We start from the raw sequence: 17337 nt of genomic DNA, 5'->3' as shown, positions 1-17337 counted from the left end.
GTGTGTCAGCCGACACTTTCTTAGCTGACACACCATCGCGAGCAGGCTCGCTCCTACAGGGATTCGTGTCAGCTCACGATCTCTAGCATCGGCTGCTGACTGCTGCCAAAACTCAAATACTCAACCAACTCCGTCAGCGGCAACGGCTTGCTGATCAGATAACCCTGCACCTGATCGCAACCAAACCCGCGTAACAGATCCAGCTGCTCCGGCGTTTCCACGCCCTCGGCGACCACTTCAAGATTGAGGTTGTGCGCCAGGTTGATCATCGCGTGCACCAGTTTGCGATTCTCTTCGCGCCCTTCCATTCCGCCGACGAAACTCTTGTCGACCTTCAGCAAGGCAATCGGCAGGCTGTTGAGGTGCACGAAGGAGGAAAACCCGGTGCCGAAGTCGTCGAGCGAAAAGCGCACGCCCAGGCGCCCGAGGGCATCCATGGTCTGTTTCACCAGATCGCTGCGGCGCATGACCGCCGTTTCGGTCAGTTCGAATTCCAGCCACTGCGCCTCGACGCCACGTTCGGCAATCAGCCGGCTCAGGGTCGACAGCAACTGACTGTCCTGAAACTGGCGGAACGACAGGTTGATCGCCATGTGCAGCGCCGGCAGACCGAGCTCGCGCAACGCCTGCATGTCGCGCAACGCGCGGGAAATCACCCAGTAACCGAGTGGCACGATCAAGCCGCTTTGCTCGGCCAGTGGCACGAACTCGCTCGGCGGCAGCAACCCACGCTCGGCATGGCGCCAGCGCACCAGGGCTTCGAGGCCCACGATCTGCCCGTCCTCAAGGTTCAGGCGTGGCTGGTAATGCAGTTCCAGCTCATCGCGACGCAACGCCCGGCGCAGCTCGCTTTCGAGGTCGGCCATGCTGCGGGCATTGCGGTTGATGCGTTCGTTGAAGATGTGAAAGGTGCAGCCTTGAGTGCTCTTGGCCTGCTGCATGGCGATGTGCGCGTGCCACATCAACGGATCGGCGCCGGCCTGGGCGCGGGCGTGGGCGATGCCCAGGCTGGAACCGATCAACAGGCTTTCGCCGTCGACCCAATAGGGCTCGGCCAACGCTTCGGTGATGCGTTCGGCCATCCATTCGGCGCGTTGCGGCGCGCGGCGGGTGTCGATCAGCAGGGCGAATTCATCGCTGCCCAGCCGCGCCAGTTGATCGCCGGCCTCGAGCTGGCTTTTCAGGCGCGCGACCACTTGCAGGATCAAGCGGTCGCCGGCCTGATGGCCGAGGGCGTCGTTGGCGTGGCGGAAGTTGTCGAGGTCAAGGTGCCCGAGGGCCAGGCCACGGCCGTCGTTTTCCGCCAACCGTGCGGCCAGCAAGGTCTGGAAACCCTGGCGGTTGGCGATGCCGGTCAGTGGGTCTTGCTCGGCCAGGCGTTGCAGGGTGTTTTCCAGCACGCCGCGCTCGCGCACATGGCGCAGGCAACGGCGCAACATGCCAGGGTCGAGATGATCGCGCACCAGCCAGTCGCTCACACCATCGGGCGGCAACAGCGGCTCCTGTTCGAGCAGCAACACCGTTGGCAAACTGCAACGGCCGGGCGCCGGCTGAAGGGCCGGGATCGTCAACAACACCGCGCTGCGGTTGTCATCAAACAGAGCGCTGACCGACTCCCAGCTCGGAGCGCTGATGAGCACGGCCGAGCTCCCCATCGGAGCCAGACACTCGCGCAACAACGCTGCCCACGCTGGCTCTTCGGCCAATAGCAGCAAACGCAAGGGTTCGACAGGCGTAGACAAGCTAGCTCCCTAGACTCTGCAATGATGTAGGCGGCGGGCATTATGCCGTGCCGATAACCAATGACCAACGACATCAGTTATCAAACGAGGCCTTTGTATCCGGAATTACGAACATTAGTCGCAAATTCGTTGCGCATCCTGCGTGAAAGTAACAAAACCGGCAAATATAGATAGCGTGTTGCGTCACAAGTCGGAGAGAGCAGCACAATTCGCTGAGCCTGTTAAAATGCCGGCCCATTTCGTACTGACTCCTGAATTTACGTATGTCCCGACTCAATCCCCGGCAGCAAGAAGCCGTGAGCTACGTCGGCGGCCCTCTTTTGGTGCTCGCCGGTGCAGGCTCCGGCAAGACCAGCGTGATCACGCGCAAAATCGCGCACCTGATCCAGAACTGCGGCATCCGCGCCCAGTACATCGTCGCCATGACCTTTACCAACAAGGCCGCGCGCGAGATGAAGGAACGGGTCGGCACCCTGCTCAAAGGCGGCGAAGGCCGTGGCCTGACGGTGTGCACCTTCCACAACCTGGGCCTCAACATCATCCGCAAGGAACACGTGCGGCTGGGCTACAAACCGGGCTTCTCGATCTTCGACGAGACTGACGTCAAAGCCCTGATGACCGACATCATGCAGAAGGAATATGCGGGCGACGACGGCGTCGACGAGATCAAGAACATGATCGGCTCGTGGAAAAACGACCTGATCCTGCCCGCCGAAGCCCTGGAAAACTCGCGCAACCCTAAGGAACAGACCGCCGCCATCGTCTACACCCACTACCAGCGCACGCTCAAGGCGTTCAACGCGGTGGACTTCGACGACCTGATCCTGCTGCCGGTGAAACTGTTCCAGGAACACGCCGACATCCTCGAAAAGTGGCAGAACAAAGTCCGCTACCTGCTGGTGGACGAATACCAGGACACCAACGCCAGCCAGTATTTGCTGGTGAAGTTGCTGATCGGCACGCGCAACCAGTTCACCGTGGTCGGCGACGATGACCAGTCGATCTACGCCTGGCGCGGCGCCCGCCCGGAAAACCTGATGCTGCTCAAGGACGACTACCCGTCCCTGAAAGTGGTGATGCTGGAGCAGAACTATCGCTCCACCAGCCGCATCCTGCGCTGCGCCAACGTGCTGATCTCGAACAACCCGCACGAGTTCGAAAAGCAGCTGTGGAGCGAGATGGGTCACGGCGACGAGATCCGCGTGATCCGCTGCCGCAACGAAGACGCCGAAGCCGAGCGCGTGGCCGTGGAATTGCTGACCCTGCACTTGCGCACCGACCGGCCCTACAGCGATTTCGCGATCCTGTATCGCGGTAACTATCAGGCCAAGCTGATCGAGCTGAAGCTGCAACACCACCAGATTCCGTATCGGTTGTCGGGCGGCAACAGCTTTTTCGGACGCCAGGAAGTGAAGGACCTGATGGCCTACTTCCGCCTGATCGTGAACCCGGACGACGACAACGCCTTCCTGCGGGTCATCAACGTCCCGCGCCGGGAAATCGGTTCGACGACGCTTGAGAAGCTCGGCAACTACGCCACCGAACGCAAAATCTCGATGTACGCCGCCACCGACGAAATCGGCCTGGGCGAGCATCTGGATGCGCGCTTCACCGATCGCCTGTCGCGCTTCAAGCGTTTCATGGACAAGGTCCGCGAGCAGTGCGCCGGCGAAGACCCGATTTCGGCGCTGCGCAGCATGGTCATGGACATCGACTATGAGAACTGGCTGCGCACCAACAGCTCCAGCGACAAGGCCGCCGACTACCGCATGGGTAACGTCTGGTTCCTGATCGAGGCGTTGAAAAACACCTTGGAGAAAGACGAAGAAGGCGAGATGACCGTCGAGGACGCCATCGGCAAACTCGTCCTGCGCGACATGCTGGAACGTCAGCAGGAAGAGGAAGACGGCGCCGAAGGTGTGCAGATGATGACCTTGCACGCCTCCAAAGGGCTGGAATTCCCTTACGTGTTCATCATGGGCATGGAAGAGGAAATCCTCCCGCACCGCTCCAGCATCGAAGCCGACACCATCGAAGAAGAACGCCGCCTGGCCTACGTCGGCATTACCCGCGCACGTCAGACCCTGGCCTTCACCTTCGCGGCCAAGCGCAAGCAGTACGGCGAGATCATCGACTGCGCGCCCAGCCGCTTCCTCGATGAACTGCCGCCGGACGACCTGGCCTGGGAAGGCACCGACGACACGCCGGTAGAAGTCAAAGCCGTTCGCGGCAATACCGCATTGGCCGATATACGGGCGATGTTAAAGCGCTAGAATTGAGCACTTTTTAACCGACACCTTTTGACAAACTAGGCGCACATGGCGCCAGTAGAGGAACGCTTCATGGAAGCACTGCACCAGAAAATTCGCGAACAAGGCATTGTGCTTTCCGATCAGGTCCTGAAGGTCGACGCCTTTTTGAACCACCAGATCGACCCGGCGCTGATGAAACTGATCGGCGACGAGTTCGCTGCGCTGTTCAAGGACTCGGGCATCACCAAGATCGTCACCATCGAAGCCTCGGGCATCGCTCCGGCGATCATGACCGGCCTGAACCTGGGCGTACCGGTGATTTTCGCGCGTAAGCATCAGTCTCTGACCCTGACCGAAAACCTGCTGTCGGCGACCGTTTACTCGTTCACCAAACAGACCGAAAGCACCGTGGCGATCTCCCCGCGCCACCTGACCAGCAGCGACCGCGTGCTGATCATCGATGACTTTTTGGCCAACGGTAAGGCGTCCCAGGCGCTGATCTCGATCATCAAACAGGCCGGCGCGACCGTGGCCGGTCTGGGCATCGTGATCGAGAAGTCGTTCCAGGGTGGACGTGCGGAACTGGATGCGCAGGGTTATCGCGTTGAATCGTTGGCTCGCGTTAAGTCGCTGGCCGGCGGTGTCGTGACCTTTATCGAATAACGCCACACCATTTGCCGCGTTATCCCCAATATTGGACTATGCCGCAAACCCTGTAGGAGCCGGCTTGCCGGCGATGAGGCCCTAACATCCAACATCTACGTTGACTGTTACGCCGCTATCGCCGGCAAGCCGGCTCCTACAGTTGTTTTGGGTTGGCTGTTATTGCGCGGTGGCCTTGAGGCCGGTGAGCAGCAGCCGCTGAAACAGGTCCTCTTTCAGCCCTTCCGGGTTGGTCAGTTGCATGCGCTCCAGATGCTCGGGAAACGCTGCCGGCTCCGGCGCATCCAGCGCCGCCTTGCCCAACTCCAGAATCTCCGTCAGCTTGAACTTGCTCTTCAACCAGTTCAGCGCCCGCAACAAATCCCGCTCCTGCGCGGTGAAATCACTCCCCAGCGGATACTCCGGAAACAACTGCGGATGCCGCGCCTGAATCGCCTGTAAACGTTCTGGTCGGTTGTCGGCAAAACGCGGATCGAGACGAAAATTCTTCGGCAGTTTCCCGGCACTCTGCGCCTGCTCGATCAACCCGGGCTGGAACCGTGAATCGCTGATGTTCAGCAACGCCTCGATCACCGCTGCATCGGTCTTGCCACGCAAATCCGCGATACCGTATTCAGTGACCACGATGTCCCGCAGATGCCGCGGGATCGTGCAATGGCCGTATTCCCAGACGATGTTGGAACTGACCTCCCCGCCCGATTCGCGCCAGCTTCGCAGCAGCAGAATCGAACGCGCGCCTTCCAGCGCATGGCCCTGGGCGACGAAATTGTATTGCCCACCGACGCCGCTGAGCACCCGCCCGTCTTCAAGCTGATCGGCCACGCCGGCCCCGAGCAACGTCATGGTGAATACGGTGTTGATGAAGCGCGCATCCAGGCGTTGCAAGCGTTTGAGTTCCTCCTGACCGTACAGCTCGTTGATGTAGCTGATACGGGTCATGTTGAATTCGAGTCGCTTGCTCTGGGGCAGCTCTCGAAGACGCTCGTAGAAACTGCGCGGCCCGAGGAAGAATCCGCCGTGCACCGAAATGCCGTCGGTTTGCGCCGCTTCATCCAGCGTGCCGGCATTCGCCTGTTGTTGGGTTGGCACATCGGGGTAGACCTTGCGCCGCACGATGCCGGCGTCGACCAGGACCAGCAGGCCGTTGACGAACATTTCGCTGCAACCGTAAAGGCCTTTGGCAAACGGTTCGACGCCGCCTTCGCGGCCGATCAATTGCGCCCACTGGCTCAGATTCACATCCGCCAGCAGTGCCTGGTAACCGGCGTTATCTGCCTGCCGCGCCAGCAACGCCGCCGTCAGCGCGTCGCCCATGGCGCCGATGCCGATCTGCAAGGTGCCGCCATCGCGGACCAGCGCGCTGGCGTGCAGGCCGATGAAATGGTCCTGGAAACCCACCGGCATGTTCGGCGTCGAGAACAGCGTGGTGTTGTCTTTCTCGTCGACCAGCAGGTCGAAAGTGTCGATGCCGATTTCCGCATCACCGGGCATGTACGGCAAGTCGTTGTGTACCTGACCCACGAGCAGGACTGTCTCCCCCGCCGCCCTGCGCTTGGCGATCATTGGAAACAGGTCGAGGGTGATGTCCGGGTTGCAACTCAGGCTCAGGCGATCAGGGTGTTCGGAGTGGCTGGCCACCAGTTGCGCGACCAGGTTCAAACCGGCCGCGTTGATGTCCCGCGCGGCGTGGCTGTAGTTGCTGCTCACGTAGTCCTGCTGGGCGGATTCGCTATGAAGCAGGCTGCCGGGCTGCATGAAAAACTGCTGAATATGGATGTTGGGCGGCAGGCTGTCCTTGCGCAGGCCCGCGAGGAAATCCAGCTCCGGATAATCGCCGAATACCCGCTCGATGAAGGGTTCGAGGAAGCGCTTCTGCAAGCCGTCGCCCAATGCAGGACGGCCCAGGCACAGCGCGGTGTAGATCGTCAGCTTGCGCTCGGGCAATTGCGCAACGCGTTGATACAGCGCGTTGACGAAGTGGTTGGGTTTGCCCAGACCGAGGGGCAGGCCCATGTGGATATGCGCCGGCAACCGCGCCAGCACCTCATCGACCGCTTGCTCGATAGAACACAGCTGCACCATCTGATCCTCCCTTACATTCCATGAACTGGGGTTGGACCGAGCTTGCCGGGTCTTTGCTGCAATGAACAGCCTTAGCCACTGAATCGCACGCTATCACTGTAGGAGCGAGCCCGCTCGCGATGGTCGTTAACGATAACACTGGGAACCTGACACCCCGCGGCGCCTGTACGTTCTTCGCGAGCAAGCTCGCTCCTACAGTAATCAGCAGCGTGTATAAAAATTGCGGGCACAAAAAAGCCGCCCGGAGGCGGCTTTTTCGCTAACGATGCGGGCGTGTTACAGGCCGGACATCTCTTTGATGGCGCCCTTCAGCTCGTCGTCGGAGCAGTCGGCGCAGGTGCCTTTAGGCGGCATCGCATTGATACCGGTAATGGCTTTGGCCAGGATGCCGTCGAGGCCGCCCTGGTGATCGGCGCGTTCTTTCCAGGCAGCCTTGTCGCCGATTTTCGGCGCGCCCAACAGGCCGGTGCCGTGGCAAGCATTGCAATGTTTTGCAATCACGTCTTTAGGTGCCTTGGCACCGCCACCGCCGCCAGAAGCAGCAGCGACTTCCATCCCCTTGCACTCTTGACCCTGAACACAAACTTGGCCAACTGGATCAAGGCGTTTTGCAATATCGTCATTCGTCGCAGCTTGAGCGCTGACAGCCCAAAGGGCCAATACGGTTGCTGGTGCAGCCAGCATTTTCATAATTAGGTTCACGCGTTCACCCTCAATGGTGGCTAGTCACGCCTACGGCCACGGTTCGCAGGCGGGCGCAAGTATAGCGGTAAGCCCGCCGCACTGAAACAACCCCAAAGTCGAAGGGGTCTTGTTGCGCCGCGGAAAAACCCTTTGGGTGCCGCTGCCGTGCTGGCAGGACGCCTCTTCTCTTAGAAATTCGCTGGCGTGGCTGCGCTGATTAGTCGCGCCGGCGCGTCGAACGGATTACGGAAACGGTGCGGCTTGGTACTTTCAAAGTAGTAGCTATCACCGGCTTCGAGCACAAAAGTTTCCAGCCCGACCACCAGCTCCAGACGCCCTTCCACCAGAATCCCGGTTTCCTCGCCCTCATGGGTGAGCATCTCGTCACCGGTGTCGGCGCCTGGCGGGTAGATTTCATTGAGGAAGGCAATGGCGCGGCTCGGGTGAGCCCGGCCGACCAGTTTCATGGTCACTGCGCCATCGGAAATATCGATCAGCTCGTTAGCCTTGTAGACGATCTGAGTCGGTTTTTCCTGCAGGATCTCTTCGGAAAAGAACTCGACCATCGACATGGGAATCCCGCCCAGAACCTTGCGCAGCGAACTGATCGAGGGGCTGACGCTGTTCTTCTCGATCATCGAAATGGTGCTGTTGGTGACGCCCGCGCGTTTGGCGAGTTCACGCTGCGAAAGACCTTTGAGCTTACGGATGGATTGCAGTCGTTCACCGACGTCCAAGCTTGCGCCTCCAGGATTCAGGTTGTAGGAATATGAGCGTTATCATGGCGACAGCGTTCAGTATTTACAACACTTTGGCCTGAATCCTGTTCGGCGAAGCGACTTCCGGTCCGCGCGGTTCGGGTCAAGCCCCGGAATAGAGCAGCGGAACCCGGCGCAGGTTGCAGAAGATCTGATAGGGAATCGTGTCCGCGGCTTCCGCCACGGTGCTGGCCAGCACGTTTTTGCCCCACAACTCGACGGTCGAACCGAGGCCGGCTTGCGGTACATCGGTCAGATCGATGCAGAGCATGTCCATCGACACCCGGCCGATCAACTGGCTGAGTTGCCCGGCGACCATCACCGGCGTACCGGTCGGTGCGTGACGCGGATAGCCATCGGCATAACCCATCGCCACCACGCCAACGCGCATCGGCTTCTGGGTGATGAACCTGGCGCCGTAACCGATCGGCTCGCCGGCCGGCAGCTCCTGCACGCAAATCACTTTCGATTCCAGGGTCATCACCGGTTGCAGGCGCGAGGCCACGGCGTTGGCTTCTTCGAAAGGCGTGGCGCCATAGAGCATGATGCCCGGACGCACCCAGTCACTCGGGATCTGCGGCCAACCGAGCACTGCCGGCGAGTTGCGCAGGCTGACCTCGGCAGACAAACCCTGACGGGCCGCTTCAAACACCGCCACCTGCTCGGCACTGGCTTGACTGTGCAGCTCATCGGCGCGGGCGAAGTGGCTCATCAACACCACTTTCGCGACCTTGCCGCTGGCCAGCAGCCGTTGATAGGCCGATTGGTAATCCTTTGGTTGCAGACCGACCCGGTGCATGCCCGAATCAAGCTTGAGCCAGACAGTGATCGGCTTGCTCAGCGCGGCTTTTTCGATGGCTTCAAGTTGCCACAGCGAATGCACCACGCACCAGAAATCATGCTCGACGATCAGCGCCAGCTCGTCGGCTTCGAAAAAACCTTCCAGCAACAACACCGGCGCGCGAATGCCGGCGGCGCGCAGTTCCAGTGCTTCTTCAATGCACGCCACGGCAAACCCGTCCGCCTCGGCTTCCAGCGCCTGGGCGCAACGCACCGCGCCATGGCCGTAGGCATCCGCCTTGATCACCGCGAGGGCCTTGGCCCCGGTGAGTTCACGGGCGATCTGAAAGTTGTGACGCAGGGCTTGAAGGTCGATCAGGGCACGGGCTGGACGCATGGCGGCAGGGCTTCTAGGCAGTCATGGGAATAAAAACCGGCGCTGGCTGACGGCGTGAACCGCCAACAGCACCGGGAGAGGGATCTTTCTGACAGGCTTACGGCAGAGCGGCTACAACCGACAGCTCGATCAGGATTTCCGGTTCGCACAGCTTCGACTCAACGGTCGCACGGGCCGGGGCGACGCCTTTTGGCAGCCACTTGTCCCACACCGCGTTCATGCCTTCGAAGTGCGCGTCGATGTCTTTCAGGTAAATCGTCACCGACAGCAAATGATGCTTGTCGGTACCCGCCATATCCAGCAAACGCTCGATATTGGCGAGGGTTTCGCGAGTCTGCTGTTCAATCCCGGCGCTCAGGTCGTCGCCGACCTGCCCTGCCAAATACACCGTACCGTTGTGAGCGACGATCTGACTCATGCGCTCATTGGTGAGCTGGCGCTGGATTGCCATGTTTTGCGGGCTCCTGGACTTTGCTGCCATAACGGGAAATATCGAGGCCTTCTGCACTGATCTGTGGCGTTTTCTTCGCCATCAGGTCGGCCAGCAAGCGACCGGAGCCGCATGCCATGGTCCAGCCGAGGGTGCCGTGACCGGTGTTCAGGAACAGGTTGCTGAACGGCGTTGCACCCACAATCGGCGTGCCGTCCGGCGTGGTCGGACGCAGACCGGTCCAGAAACTTGCCTGGGCCAGATCGCCGCCCTGAGGATAAAGGTCGTTGACGATCATCTCCAGGGTTTCGCGCCGACGCGGGTTCAGCGACAGGTCAAAACCGGCAATTTCAGCCATGCCGCCGACGCGGATGCGGTTGTCGAAACGGGTGATCGCGACCTTGTAGGTCTCGTCGAGAATGGTCGACGTCGGGGCCATCGCCGGGTTGGTGATCGGCACGGTCAGGGAGTAACCCTTGAGCGGGTAAACCGGTGCCTTGATGCCCAGCGGCTTGAGCAACTGCGGCGAGTAGCTGCCGAGTGCCAATACGTAGCGGTCAGCGGTTTCCAGCTTGCCGTCGATCCACACACCGTTGATGCGATCACCGGCGTAGTCGAGCTTCTGAATGTCTTGGCCGAAGCGGAATTCCACACCCAGTTTCACAGCCATTTCGGCCAGGCGGCTGGTGAACATCTGGCAATCGCCGGTCTGGTCGTTCGGCAGGCGCAGGGCACCGGCGAGGATATCGGTCACGCTGGCCAGCGCCGGTTCAACGCGAGCAATGCCGGCACGGTCGAGCAGTTCGAACGGCACGCCGGACTCTTTCAGTACGGCGATGTCTTTCGCGGCGCCGTCGAGTTGAGCCTGGGTGCGGAACAATTGAGTAGTACCGAGGCTGCGGCCTTCGTAGGCAATGCCGGTTTCGGCGCGCAGTTCGTCGAGGCAGTCACGGCTGTACTCGGACAGACGGACCATGCGCTCCTTGTTCACCGCATAACGGCTGGCGGTACAGTTGCGCAGCATCTGCGCCATCCACAGGTATTGGTCGATGTCGGCAGTGGCCTTGATCGCCAGCGGTGCGTGGCGCTGCAACAGCCACTTGATGGCCTTGAGCGGCACACCCGGCGCGGCCCACGGCGAGGCATAACCCGGCGAAACCTGCCCGGCGTTGGCGAAACTGGTCTCCATGGCCGCAGCCGGCTGACGGTCCACCACCACCACTTCGAACCCGGCACGCGCCAGATAATAAGCACTGGTGGTACCGATGACGCCGCTACCCAAGACCATAACGCGCATTTTCATATCCCTCATCGCGGCGTGCCGCTGACGTTTGTAGAACAGACCGTAGATGTGGGCAGTTTAAAAAAGATTAGCCAGTGCATTTCACTATATAAGCACCTATATTTGGCGACAATTCTCGGCAAAAACGCTTTTCACGGAGGCGCATCCCCTATGCGTACCAACACTCAGACCAAACGTGAGCTGGACAAGATCGACCGCAACATCCTGCGGATCCTGCAAGCGGACGGGCGTATCTCCTTCACGGAGCTTGGGGAAAAGGTCGGGCTCTCGACCACGCCCTGCACCGAGCGGGTCCGGCGCCTTGAGCGCGAAGGGATCATCATGGGCTACAACGCCCGGCTGAACCCGCAGCACCTCAAGGGTAGTCTGCTGGTGTTCGTCGAGATCAGCCTCGACTACAAATCCGGCGATACTTTCGAAGAGTTCCGACGCGCGGTGCTGAAACTGCCCCATGTGCTGGAATGCCATTTGGTGTCAGGGGATTTCGACTACCTGGTGAAGGCGCGGATCTCGGAGATGGCTTCTTATCGCAAGCTGCTGGGCGACATCCTGCTCAAGCTGCCGCATGTGCGGGAATCGAAGAGCTATATCGTGATGGAAGAGGTGAAGGAGAGTTTGAGTCTGCCGATTCCGGATTGAAGTTTTTTGCGGCGCTTGTAAGGGCCTCATCGCGAGCAGGCTCACTCCTACAGGGATTTGTGAGCGACATAGATCCCTGTAGGAGTGAGCCTGCTCGCGATTGAGGCGACTCGGTCTACCTAGACCAACACCTGCCGGGTGGAAGCCATGTACTCATGAATCTGCTTCTCCACCCGCGGATGAATCAGCTCCACCGGCCCCCGCCCATTCGGGCACGGCAACGTCTTGGTGGTGCCGAACAACCGGCAAATCAGCGGTCGCTCGTCATACACCGTGCAGCCGTTGGGCCCCAAGTGCACACAGTTGAGCTCATCCATCGCCGCATCCTGCTCGGCGCGGGTCTTGCGCGGCAGGCGGGACATTTCTTCCGGCGAGGTGGTCACCGGCCCGCAGCAGTCATGGCAGCCGGGCACGCACTCGAACGAGGGAATCTGCTGTCGCAACGTGCGGATTTTCTGACTGTTGCAGCTCATCGAAACGGTGACCCAAAGCGGACTGGAGCGCGATTCTGACGCAAACGCGCCGATCCAGACAGCCACAACCGACCAGTGTTGCCCGCGCCGGAAGGTCCGGCTTATGCTCCGTCAAATTTTCTAGACACAAAAATCAGGATGATGCGCATGAATGCCCGTGCTCAGCACACCGCCTCTTATTACGCCGCCAGCAGCCTGCCGCAGCCCGATCATCCGGTGTTGAAAGGTGAGCTGGTAGCCGATGTGTGCGTGGTCGGCGGCGGGTTTTCCGGGCTGAACACCGCGCTTGAACTGGCGGAACGCGGCCTCAGCGTGGTGCTGCTCGAAGCGCACAAGATTGGCTGGGGCGCCAGCGGCCGTAATGGTGGTCAGTTGATTCGTGGCGTCGGTCATGGGCTCGATCAGTTCGCCAACGTGATCGGCACGGACGGCGTGCGTCAGATGAAACTCATGGGCCTGGAAGCCGTGGAAATCGTCCGACAGCGCATCGAGCGTTTTCAGATCCCTTGCGACCTGACGTGGGGTTACTGCGATCTCGCCAACAAACCCCGCGACCTGGAAGGTTTCGCCGAAGACGCCGAAGAACTGCGCGACCTCGGCTACCGCTACGAAACCCGATTGCTGCAAGCCCATGAGATGCACAGCGTGGTGGGTTCCGATCGCTACGTCGGCGGCCTGATCGACATGGGTTCGGGCCATTTGCACCCACTGAATCTGGCATTGGGCGAAGCCGCCGCCGCGCAGCAACTGGGCGCCAGACTGTTTGAGCAATCGGCAGTGACCCGCATTGATTACGGCCCGGAGGTGAAGGTCCATACGGCTCAAGGATCGGTTCGCGCAAAAACCCTGGTGCTGGGCTGCAACGCCTACCTCAACCAACTCAACCCCGAACTCAGCGGCAAGGTGTTGCCCGCCGGCAGCTACATCATCGCCACCGAACCCTTGAGCGAAGAACAGGCACATGAACTGCTGCCGCAGAACATGGCGGTATGTGATCAGCGGGTGGCGCTGGATTACTACCGGCTCTCGGCGGATCGTCGCTTGCTGTTTGGCGGTGCGTGCCACTATTCAGGTCGCGACCCCAAAGACATCGCTGCGTACATGCGACCGAAGATGCTTGAGGTGTTCCCGCAACTGGCTGGCGCGAGGATTGATTATCAGTGGGGCGGGATGATCGGCATTGGCGCAAACCGATTACCGCAGATCGGTCGACTCAAGGACCAGCCGAACGTGTATTACGCCCAGGCCTACTCAGGTCACGGCGTGAATGCCACGCATCTGGCGGGCAAGTTGCTGGCCGAAGCGATTAACGGGCAGCAGGGTGGCGGGTTCGATCTGTTTGCCAAGGTGCCGCACATTACTTTCCCCGGCGGGAAGCATTTGCGCTCGCCGTTGTTGGCGTTGGGAATGTTGTGGCATCGGCTTAGAGAGTTGGTCTGAGGGATTTGTGGCGTCGGTGATGACGTCTTCGCGGGCAAGCCTCGCTCCTACAGTTGAACGCACATCCTGTAGGAGCGAGGCTTGCCCGCGAATGGATCTAATGAACACCACAAACTTCAGATCCGCCAGAAAGGCTTAAGCCCCTCCTCCCGTGCCTGTTCCCGGCTCAACCCGACATCCCGCAATTGCTCCGGCGTCAGCTCCAGCAACGCCTTGCGCGTGTGCAGACGATGCCAGAACAGACTCCAGCGACTCAGGCCCGACGGTGCGTTGCGCATCAACGCCTCGCGCGTACCGTTGATTTGCCCTGCCGCCAGTTCCTGACTGCGTAACGTCAGCCGCACATCGCTCAAGCCGTTCATTTTGATTGCTCCTGTTTACTTGGGTAGCCAGAGCTTTCATGATGCGCGGACGGCGAAAAGCATTACAGATTCAACCAGCCTGTATTAACTCCATACAGATTTGGCGTTTTAACCTCTGAATTACAATTTTTTGCCTGATCTGTACTGGTCAACCGAATCACTCACACCGAGACTGCGCCATGACCCTTTACGTCAACCTCGCCGAATTGCTCGGCACGCGGATCGAACAGGGCTTCTATCGCCCCGGCGACCGGCTGCCGTCGGTGCGGGCATTGAGCGTCGAACACGGGGTCAGCCTGAGCACGGTGCAGCAGGCCTATCGAGTGCTGGAAGACAGCGGCCTGGCGATGCCGAAACCCAAGTCCGGCTACTTCGTCCCGGCCAGCCGCGACTTGCCGGAACTGCCAGCGATTGGCCGTCCGGCGCAACGTCCTGTGGATATCTCGCAGTGGGACCAGGTGCTGGAACTGATCCGCGCTGTGCCACGCAAAGACGTGGTGCAACTGGGTCGCGGCATGCCGGACATCACCACGCCAACCATGAAACCGTTGCTGCGCAACCTCGCGCGCATCAGTCGACGGCAGGACATGCCCGGCCTGTATTACGACAACATCCATGGCACCCTCGAACTGCGTGAGCAAATCGCCCGCCTGATGCTCGACTCCGGCTGCCAACTGACGGCCAACGACCTGGTGATCACCACCGGCTGCCACGAAGCGCTGTCCACCAGCATTCGCTCCATCTGTGAACCGGGCGACATCGTCGCGGTGGATTCGCCGAGCTTTCACGGCGCCATGCAGACGCTCAAGGGCTTGAACATGAAAGCCCTGGAAATCCCCACCGACCCGCTGACCGGGATCAGCCTCGATGCACTGGAACTGGCCCTGGAGCAATGGCCGATCAAGGCCATACAGTTGACCCCCAACTGCAACAACCCGTTGGGCTACATCATGCCGGAATCGCGCAAACGCGCGTTGTTGACGCTTGCACAGCGGTTCGACGTGGCGATCATCGAGGACGATGTGTATGGCGAACTGGCCTACAACTACCCGCGACCGCGCACGATCAAATCCTTCGACGAAGACGGCCGCGTCCTGCTCTGCAGTTCCTTCTCCAAGACCCTCGCTCCAGGCCTGCGCATCGGCTGGGTTGCACCGGGCCGCTATCTGGAGCGGGTGCTGCACATGAAATACATCAGCACCGGCAGCACAGCGCCGCAACCGCAGATCGCCATCGCCGAATTCCTCAAGGCCGGTCACTTCGAGCCTCATTTGCGGCGGGTGCGCACACAATACCAGCGCAATCGCGACATCATGATCGATTGGGTCAGCCGCTATTTTCCCGCCGGCACCCGCGCCAGTCGGCCGCAAGGCAGTTTCATGCTCTGGGTCGAACTGCCCGATGGCTTCGACACCCTGAAACTGAACCGCGCCCTGCATGACCAAGGCGTACAGATTGCCGTCGGCAGCATCTTTTCGCCCTCGGGCAAATACCGCAATTGCCTGCGGATGAACTACGCTGCCAAGCCAACACCACAGATCGAAGACGCAGTGCGCAAGGTCGGCGCGGCGGCAATCAAACTGCTGGCGGAAAATGAGAACTTCACCGACTGACCTTTAGCCGAGATCCAGCGTCCATATGTCGACAACTGCCGCCAATCGGACCGATCCCACGTGAGAGTCAGACAGCCCCTACTCGCTCTGCTGCTACTCGCCTCGCTCCTGGGCGGTTGCGCCAGTCTCGATGTTCAACGCGAACCGAGCCAGGCGCTGCCCGCCAGCGACTCGGCATTCGGTCGATCAATCCAGGCCCAGGCCGCGCCCCACGAGGGCAAGTCCGGCTTTCGGCTGCTGTCCAATAGCGGCGAAGCGTTCATGGCCCGTGCCGAGCTGATCCGCAACGCCCAAAGCAGCCTCGACTTGCAGTACTACATCGTCCATGACGGCATTAGCACACGGATGCTGGTGGACGAATTGCTCAAGGCTGCCGACCGTGGCGTACGCGTGAGAATCCTGCTCGACGACACCACCAGCGATGGCCTCGACTGGATCATCGCCACGCTGGCGGCGCACCCGCAGATCCAGATCCGCCTGTTCAACCCGCTGCACCTGGGCCGTAGCACCGGCGTAACGCGGACCATGGGCCGGCTGTTCAACCTGTCGCTGCAACACCGGCGCATGCACAACAAACTGTGGCTGGCGGACAACAGCGCCGCCATCGTTGGCGGGCGTAACCTGGGGGACGAGTATTTCGATGCCGAGCCCAACCTGAATTTCACCGACATCGACATGCTCGGCGTCGGGCCGGTCGCCGAGCAGTTGGGCCACAGCTTTGATCAGTATTGGAACAGTGCGCTGAGCAAGCCGATCGATGAATTCCTGTCGAGCCGACCGACGCAAAAGGACCTGCAAAACACCCGCACGCGCCTGGAAGAATCACTGGAAGAGACGCGCAAACAGAATCACGCGCTGTATCAACAATTGATGACTTACACCACAAACCCCCGCATGGACATCTGGCGCCGGGAGCTGATCTGGGCCTGGAACCAGGCGTTGTGGGACGCACCGAGCAAGGTTTTGGCAGACGGCGAACCCGACCCGCAATTGCTGCTGACCACGCAGTTGGCGCCTCAGCTGAACGGGGTCAGCAAAGAGCTGATCATGATCTCGGCTTACTTCGTACCGGGCCAGCCAGGGCTGGTTTACCTGACTGGCCGCGCCGATGCCGGGGTCTCTGTCAGCCTGCTGACCAACTCGCTGGAAGCCACCGATGTACCGGCGGTGCACGGCGGTTATGCGCCCTATCGCCGGGCATTGCTGGAACATGGCGTGAAGTTGTACGAATTGCGTCGCCAGCCCGGCGAAGGCGGCGGCAGCGGGCCGCATATTTTCTACAGCAAGCCATACCGGGGTTCCGATTCGAGTCTGCACAGCAAAGCGATGATCTTCGACCAGCAGAAATCCTTCATCGGCTCGTTCAACTTCGACCCGCGCTCGCTACTGTGGAACACCGAGGTCGGGGTGCTGGTAGACAGCCCCGAACTCGCTGTCTATGTGCGCAAGGCGGCGCTGGAAGGTATGGCGCCGCCTCTGAGTTATGAGGTGAAACTGGAAGACGAGCGGATCGTCTGGGTGACTGAAGACGACGGCAAAATGCACACATTGACCGATGAACCGGGAAGCTGGTGGCGCCATTTCAATGCATGGATGAGCACCGCCGTGGGACTGGAGAAAATGCTCTAACCCACAATAAAAAACCCCTGTAGGAGCGAGCCTGCTCGCGATGGTGTGTCAGCCACACAGGTTTGGCTGACACACCATCGCGAGCAGGCT

The 17337-nt window shown here is 60.4% G+C and carries 15 protein-coding genes; 6 read left to right on the top strand and 9 right to left on the bottom strand.

Annotated elements, in window-relative coordinates; genetic code table 11:
• Window positions 1–68: 68 nt before the first annotated feature.
• Window positions 69–1742 carry a putative bifunctional diguanylate cyclase/phosphodiesterase gene (locus KGB24_RS27085; RefSeq protein ID WP_223413568.1) on the bottom strand — a complete coding sequence of 558 codons (1674 nt, stop codon included), beginning with the start codon at window positions 1740–1742 and terminating at the stop codon, window positions 69–71.
• A 263-nt stretch (window positions 1743–2005) separates the two neighbouring features.
• Between KGB24_RS27085 and rep the strand changes: the two genes are divergently transcribed.
• Both rep and KGB24_RS27075 read left to right on the top strand, forming a co-directional pair.
• Window positions 2006–4015 (top strand): DNA helicase Rep, encoded by a 2010-nt coding sequence (rep, locus tag KGB24_RS27080; protein ID WP_008030544.1) that lies wholly within the window; start codon window positions 2006–2008, stop codon window positions 4013–4015.
• Between the two features lie 69 nt (window positions 4016–4084).
• On the top strand, window positions 4085–4657 hold the full coding sequence (locus KGB24_RS27075; RefSeq protein ID WP_008030547.1) for a xanthine phosphoribosyltransferase: 573 nt from the start codon (window positions 4085–4087) through the stop codon (window positions 4655–4657).
• A gap of 159 nt (window positions 4658–4816) precedes the next feature.
• On the opposite strand, the gene KGB24_RS27070 is transcribed toward KGB24_RS27075, so the two are convergent.
• The 6 genes from KGB24_RS27070 to dadA all read right to left on the bottom strand — a co-directional run bounded on the left by KGB24_RS27070 (window position 4817) and on the right by dadA (window position 11085).
• Window positions 4817–6739, bottom strand: a complete 1923-nt coding sequence (locus tag KGB24_RS27070) for an acetyl-CoA hydrolase/transferase C-terminal domain-containing protein (RefSeq protein WP_223413569.1) — start codon at window positions 6737–6739, stop codon at window positions 4817–4819.
• A gap of 276 nt (window positions 6740–7015) precedes the next feature.
• Window positions 7016–7429: a c-type cytochrome gene (locus KGB24_RS27060; protein ID WP_032828815.1), complete on the bottom strand. Its 414-nt coding sequence runs from the start codon at window positions 7427–7429 to the stop codon at window positions 7016–7018.
• 182 nt (window positions 7430–7611) lie between these two features.
• Window positions 7612–8160, bottom strand: a complete 549-nt coding sequence (locus KGB24_RS27055) for a cupin domain-containing protein (RefSeq protein ID WP_007947433.1) — start codon at window positions 8158–8160, stop codon at window positions 7612–7614.
• 124 nt (window positions 8161–8284) lie between these two features.
• The gene (gene alr / locus KGB24_RS27050) at window positions 8285–9358 is read right to left on the bottom strand and encodes an alanine racemase (protein ID WP_223413571.1); all 1074 of its coding nucleotides are present in this window, start codon (window positions 9356–9358) and stop codon (window positions 8285–8287) included.
• Window positions 9359–9455: 97 nt separating this feature from the next.
• The gene (locus KGB24_RS27045; RefSeq protein WP_223413572.1) at window positions 9456–9809 is read right to left on the bottom strand and encodes a RidA family protein; all 354 of its coding nucleotides are present in this window, start codon (window positions 9807–9809) and stop codon (window positions 9456–9458) included.
• Window positions 9781–11085: a D-amino acid dehydrogenase gene (dadA, locus tag KGB24_RS27040; protein ID WP_008030556.1), complete on the bottom strand. Its 1305-nt coding sequence runs from the start codon at window positions 11083–11085 to the stop codon at window positions 9781–9783. Before dadA ends, KGB24_RS27045 begins: the two co-directional genes overlap by 29 nt.
• Window positions 11086–11241: 156 nt before the next feature.
• Between dadA and KGB24_RS27035 the strand changes: the two genes are divergently transcribed.
• Window positions 11242–11730, top strand: a complete 489-nt coding sequence (locus KGB24_RS27035; RefSeq protein ID WP_003177284.1) for an Lrp/AsnC ligand binding domain-containing protein — start codon at window positions 11242–11244, stop codon at window positions 11728–11730.
• A 119-nt stretch (window positions 11731–11849) separates the two neighbouring features.
• Here the strand turns inward: KGB24_RS27035 and KGB24_RS27030 are convergent, their stop codons facing one another.
• Window positions 11850–12203, bottom strand: coding sequence for a YkgJ family cysteine cluster protein (locus KGB24_RS27030; protein ID WP_007947437.1), 354 nt, complete (start codon window positions 12201–12203; stop codon window positions 11850–11852).
• A gap of 147 nt (window positions 12204–12350) precedes the next feature.
• On the opposite strand from KGB24_RS27030, the gene KGB24_RS27025 reads away from it, so the two are divergent.
• Complete coding sequence (locus KGB24_RS27025; RefSeq protein ID WP_223413573.1) at window positions 12351–13643, top strand: NAD(P)/FAD-dependent oxidoreductase; 1293 nt, start codon at window positions 12351–12353, stop codon at window positions 13641–13643.
• A 116-nt stretch (window positions 13644–13759) separates the two neighbouring features.
• Here the strand turns inward: KGB24_RS27025 and KGB24_RS27020 are convergent, their stop codons facing one another.
• Window positions 13760–14005 carry a DUF1127 domain-containing protein gene (locus KGB24_RS27020; protein WP_223413574.1) on the bottom strand — a complete coding sequence of 82 codons (246 nt, stop codon included), beginning with the start codon at window positions 14003–14005 and terminating at the stop codon, window positions 13760–13762.
• Between the two features lie 179 nt (window positions 14006–14184).
• Between KGB24_RS27020 and KGB24_RS27015 the strand changes: the two genes are divergently transcribed.
• A complete protein-coding gene (locus KGB24_RS27015; RefSeq protein WP_192228205.1) occupies window positions 14185–15618 on the top strand; it encodes a PLP-dependent aminotransferase family protein in 1434 nt (477 codons plus the stop codon).
• Window positions 15619–15678: 60 nt separating this feature from the next.
• Window positions 15679–17247 (top strand): phospholipase D family protein, encoded by a 1569-nt coding sequence (locus KGB24_RS27010; protein WP_008030562.1) that lies wholly within the window; start codon window positions 15679–15681, stop codon window positions 17245–17247.
• Window positions 17248–17337 lie beyond the last annotated feature (90 nt).

It is taken from the genome of Pseudomonas sp. BF-RE-25 (assembly GCF_019956105.1).
GTDB classification, from domain to species: Bacteria; Pseudomonadota; Gammaproteobacteria; order Pseudomonadales; family Pseudomonadaceae; genus Aquipseudomonas; species Aquipseudomonas migulae.
This window is presented reverse-complemented; position numbering and strand designations above follow the sequence as displayed.

Coding starts and splice junctions, on each gene's coding strand:
- KGB24_RS27075 (WP_008030547.1), top strand. CDS start 4,085: ATGGAAGCACTGCACCAGAAAATTCGCGAACAAGGCATTGTGCTTTCC.
- KGB24_RS27025 (WP_223413573.1), top strand. CDS start 12,351: ATGAATGCCCGTGCTCAGCACACCGCCTCTTATTACGCCGCCAGCAGC.
- KGB24_RS27060 (WP_032828815.1), bottom strand. CDS start 7,429: ATGAAAATGCTGGCTGCACCAGCAACCGTATTGGCCCTTTGGGCTGTC.
- KGB24_RS27030 (WP_007947437.1), bottom strand. CDS start 12,203: ATGAGCTGCAACAGTCAGAAAATCCGCACGTTGCGACAGCAGATTCCC.
- KGB24_RS27020 (WP_223413574.1), bottom strand. CDS start 14,005: ATGAACGGCTTGAGCGATGTGCGGCTGACGTTACGCAGTCAGGAACTG.
- dadA (WP_008030556.1), bottom strand. CDS start 11,085: ATGCGCGTTATGGTCTTGGGTAGCGGCGTCATCGGTACCACCAGTGCT.
- KGB24_RS27035 (WP_003177284.1), top strand. CDS start 11,242: ATGCGTACCAACACTCAGACCAAACGTGAGCTGGACAAGATCGACCGC.
- KGB24_RS27070 (WP_223413569.1), bottom strand. CDS start 6,739: ATGGTGCAGCTGTGTTCTATCGAGCAAGCGGTCGATGAGGTGCTGGCG.
- rep (WP_008030544.1), top strand. CDS start 2,006: ATGTCCCGACTCAATCCCCGGCAGCAAGAAGCCGTGAGCTACGTCGGC.
- KGB24_RS27015 (WP_192228205.1), top strand. CDS start 14,185: ATGACCCTTTACGTCAACCTCGCCGAATTGCTCGGCACGCGGATCGAA.
- KGB24_RS27045 (WP_223413572.1), bottom strand. CDS start 9,809: ATGGCAATCCAGCGCCAGCTCACCAATGAGCGCATGAGTCAGATCGTC.
- alr (WP_223413571.1), bottom strand. CDS start 9,358: ATGCGTCCAGCCCGTGCCCTGATCGACCTTCAAGCCCTGCGTCACAAC.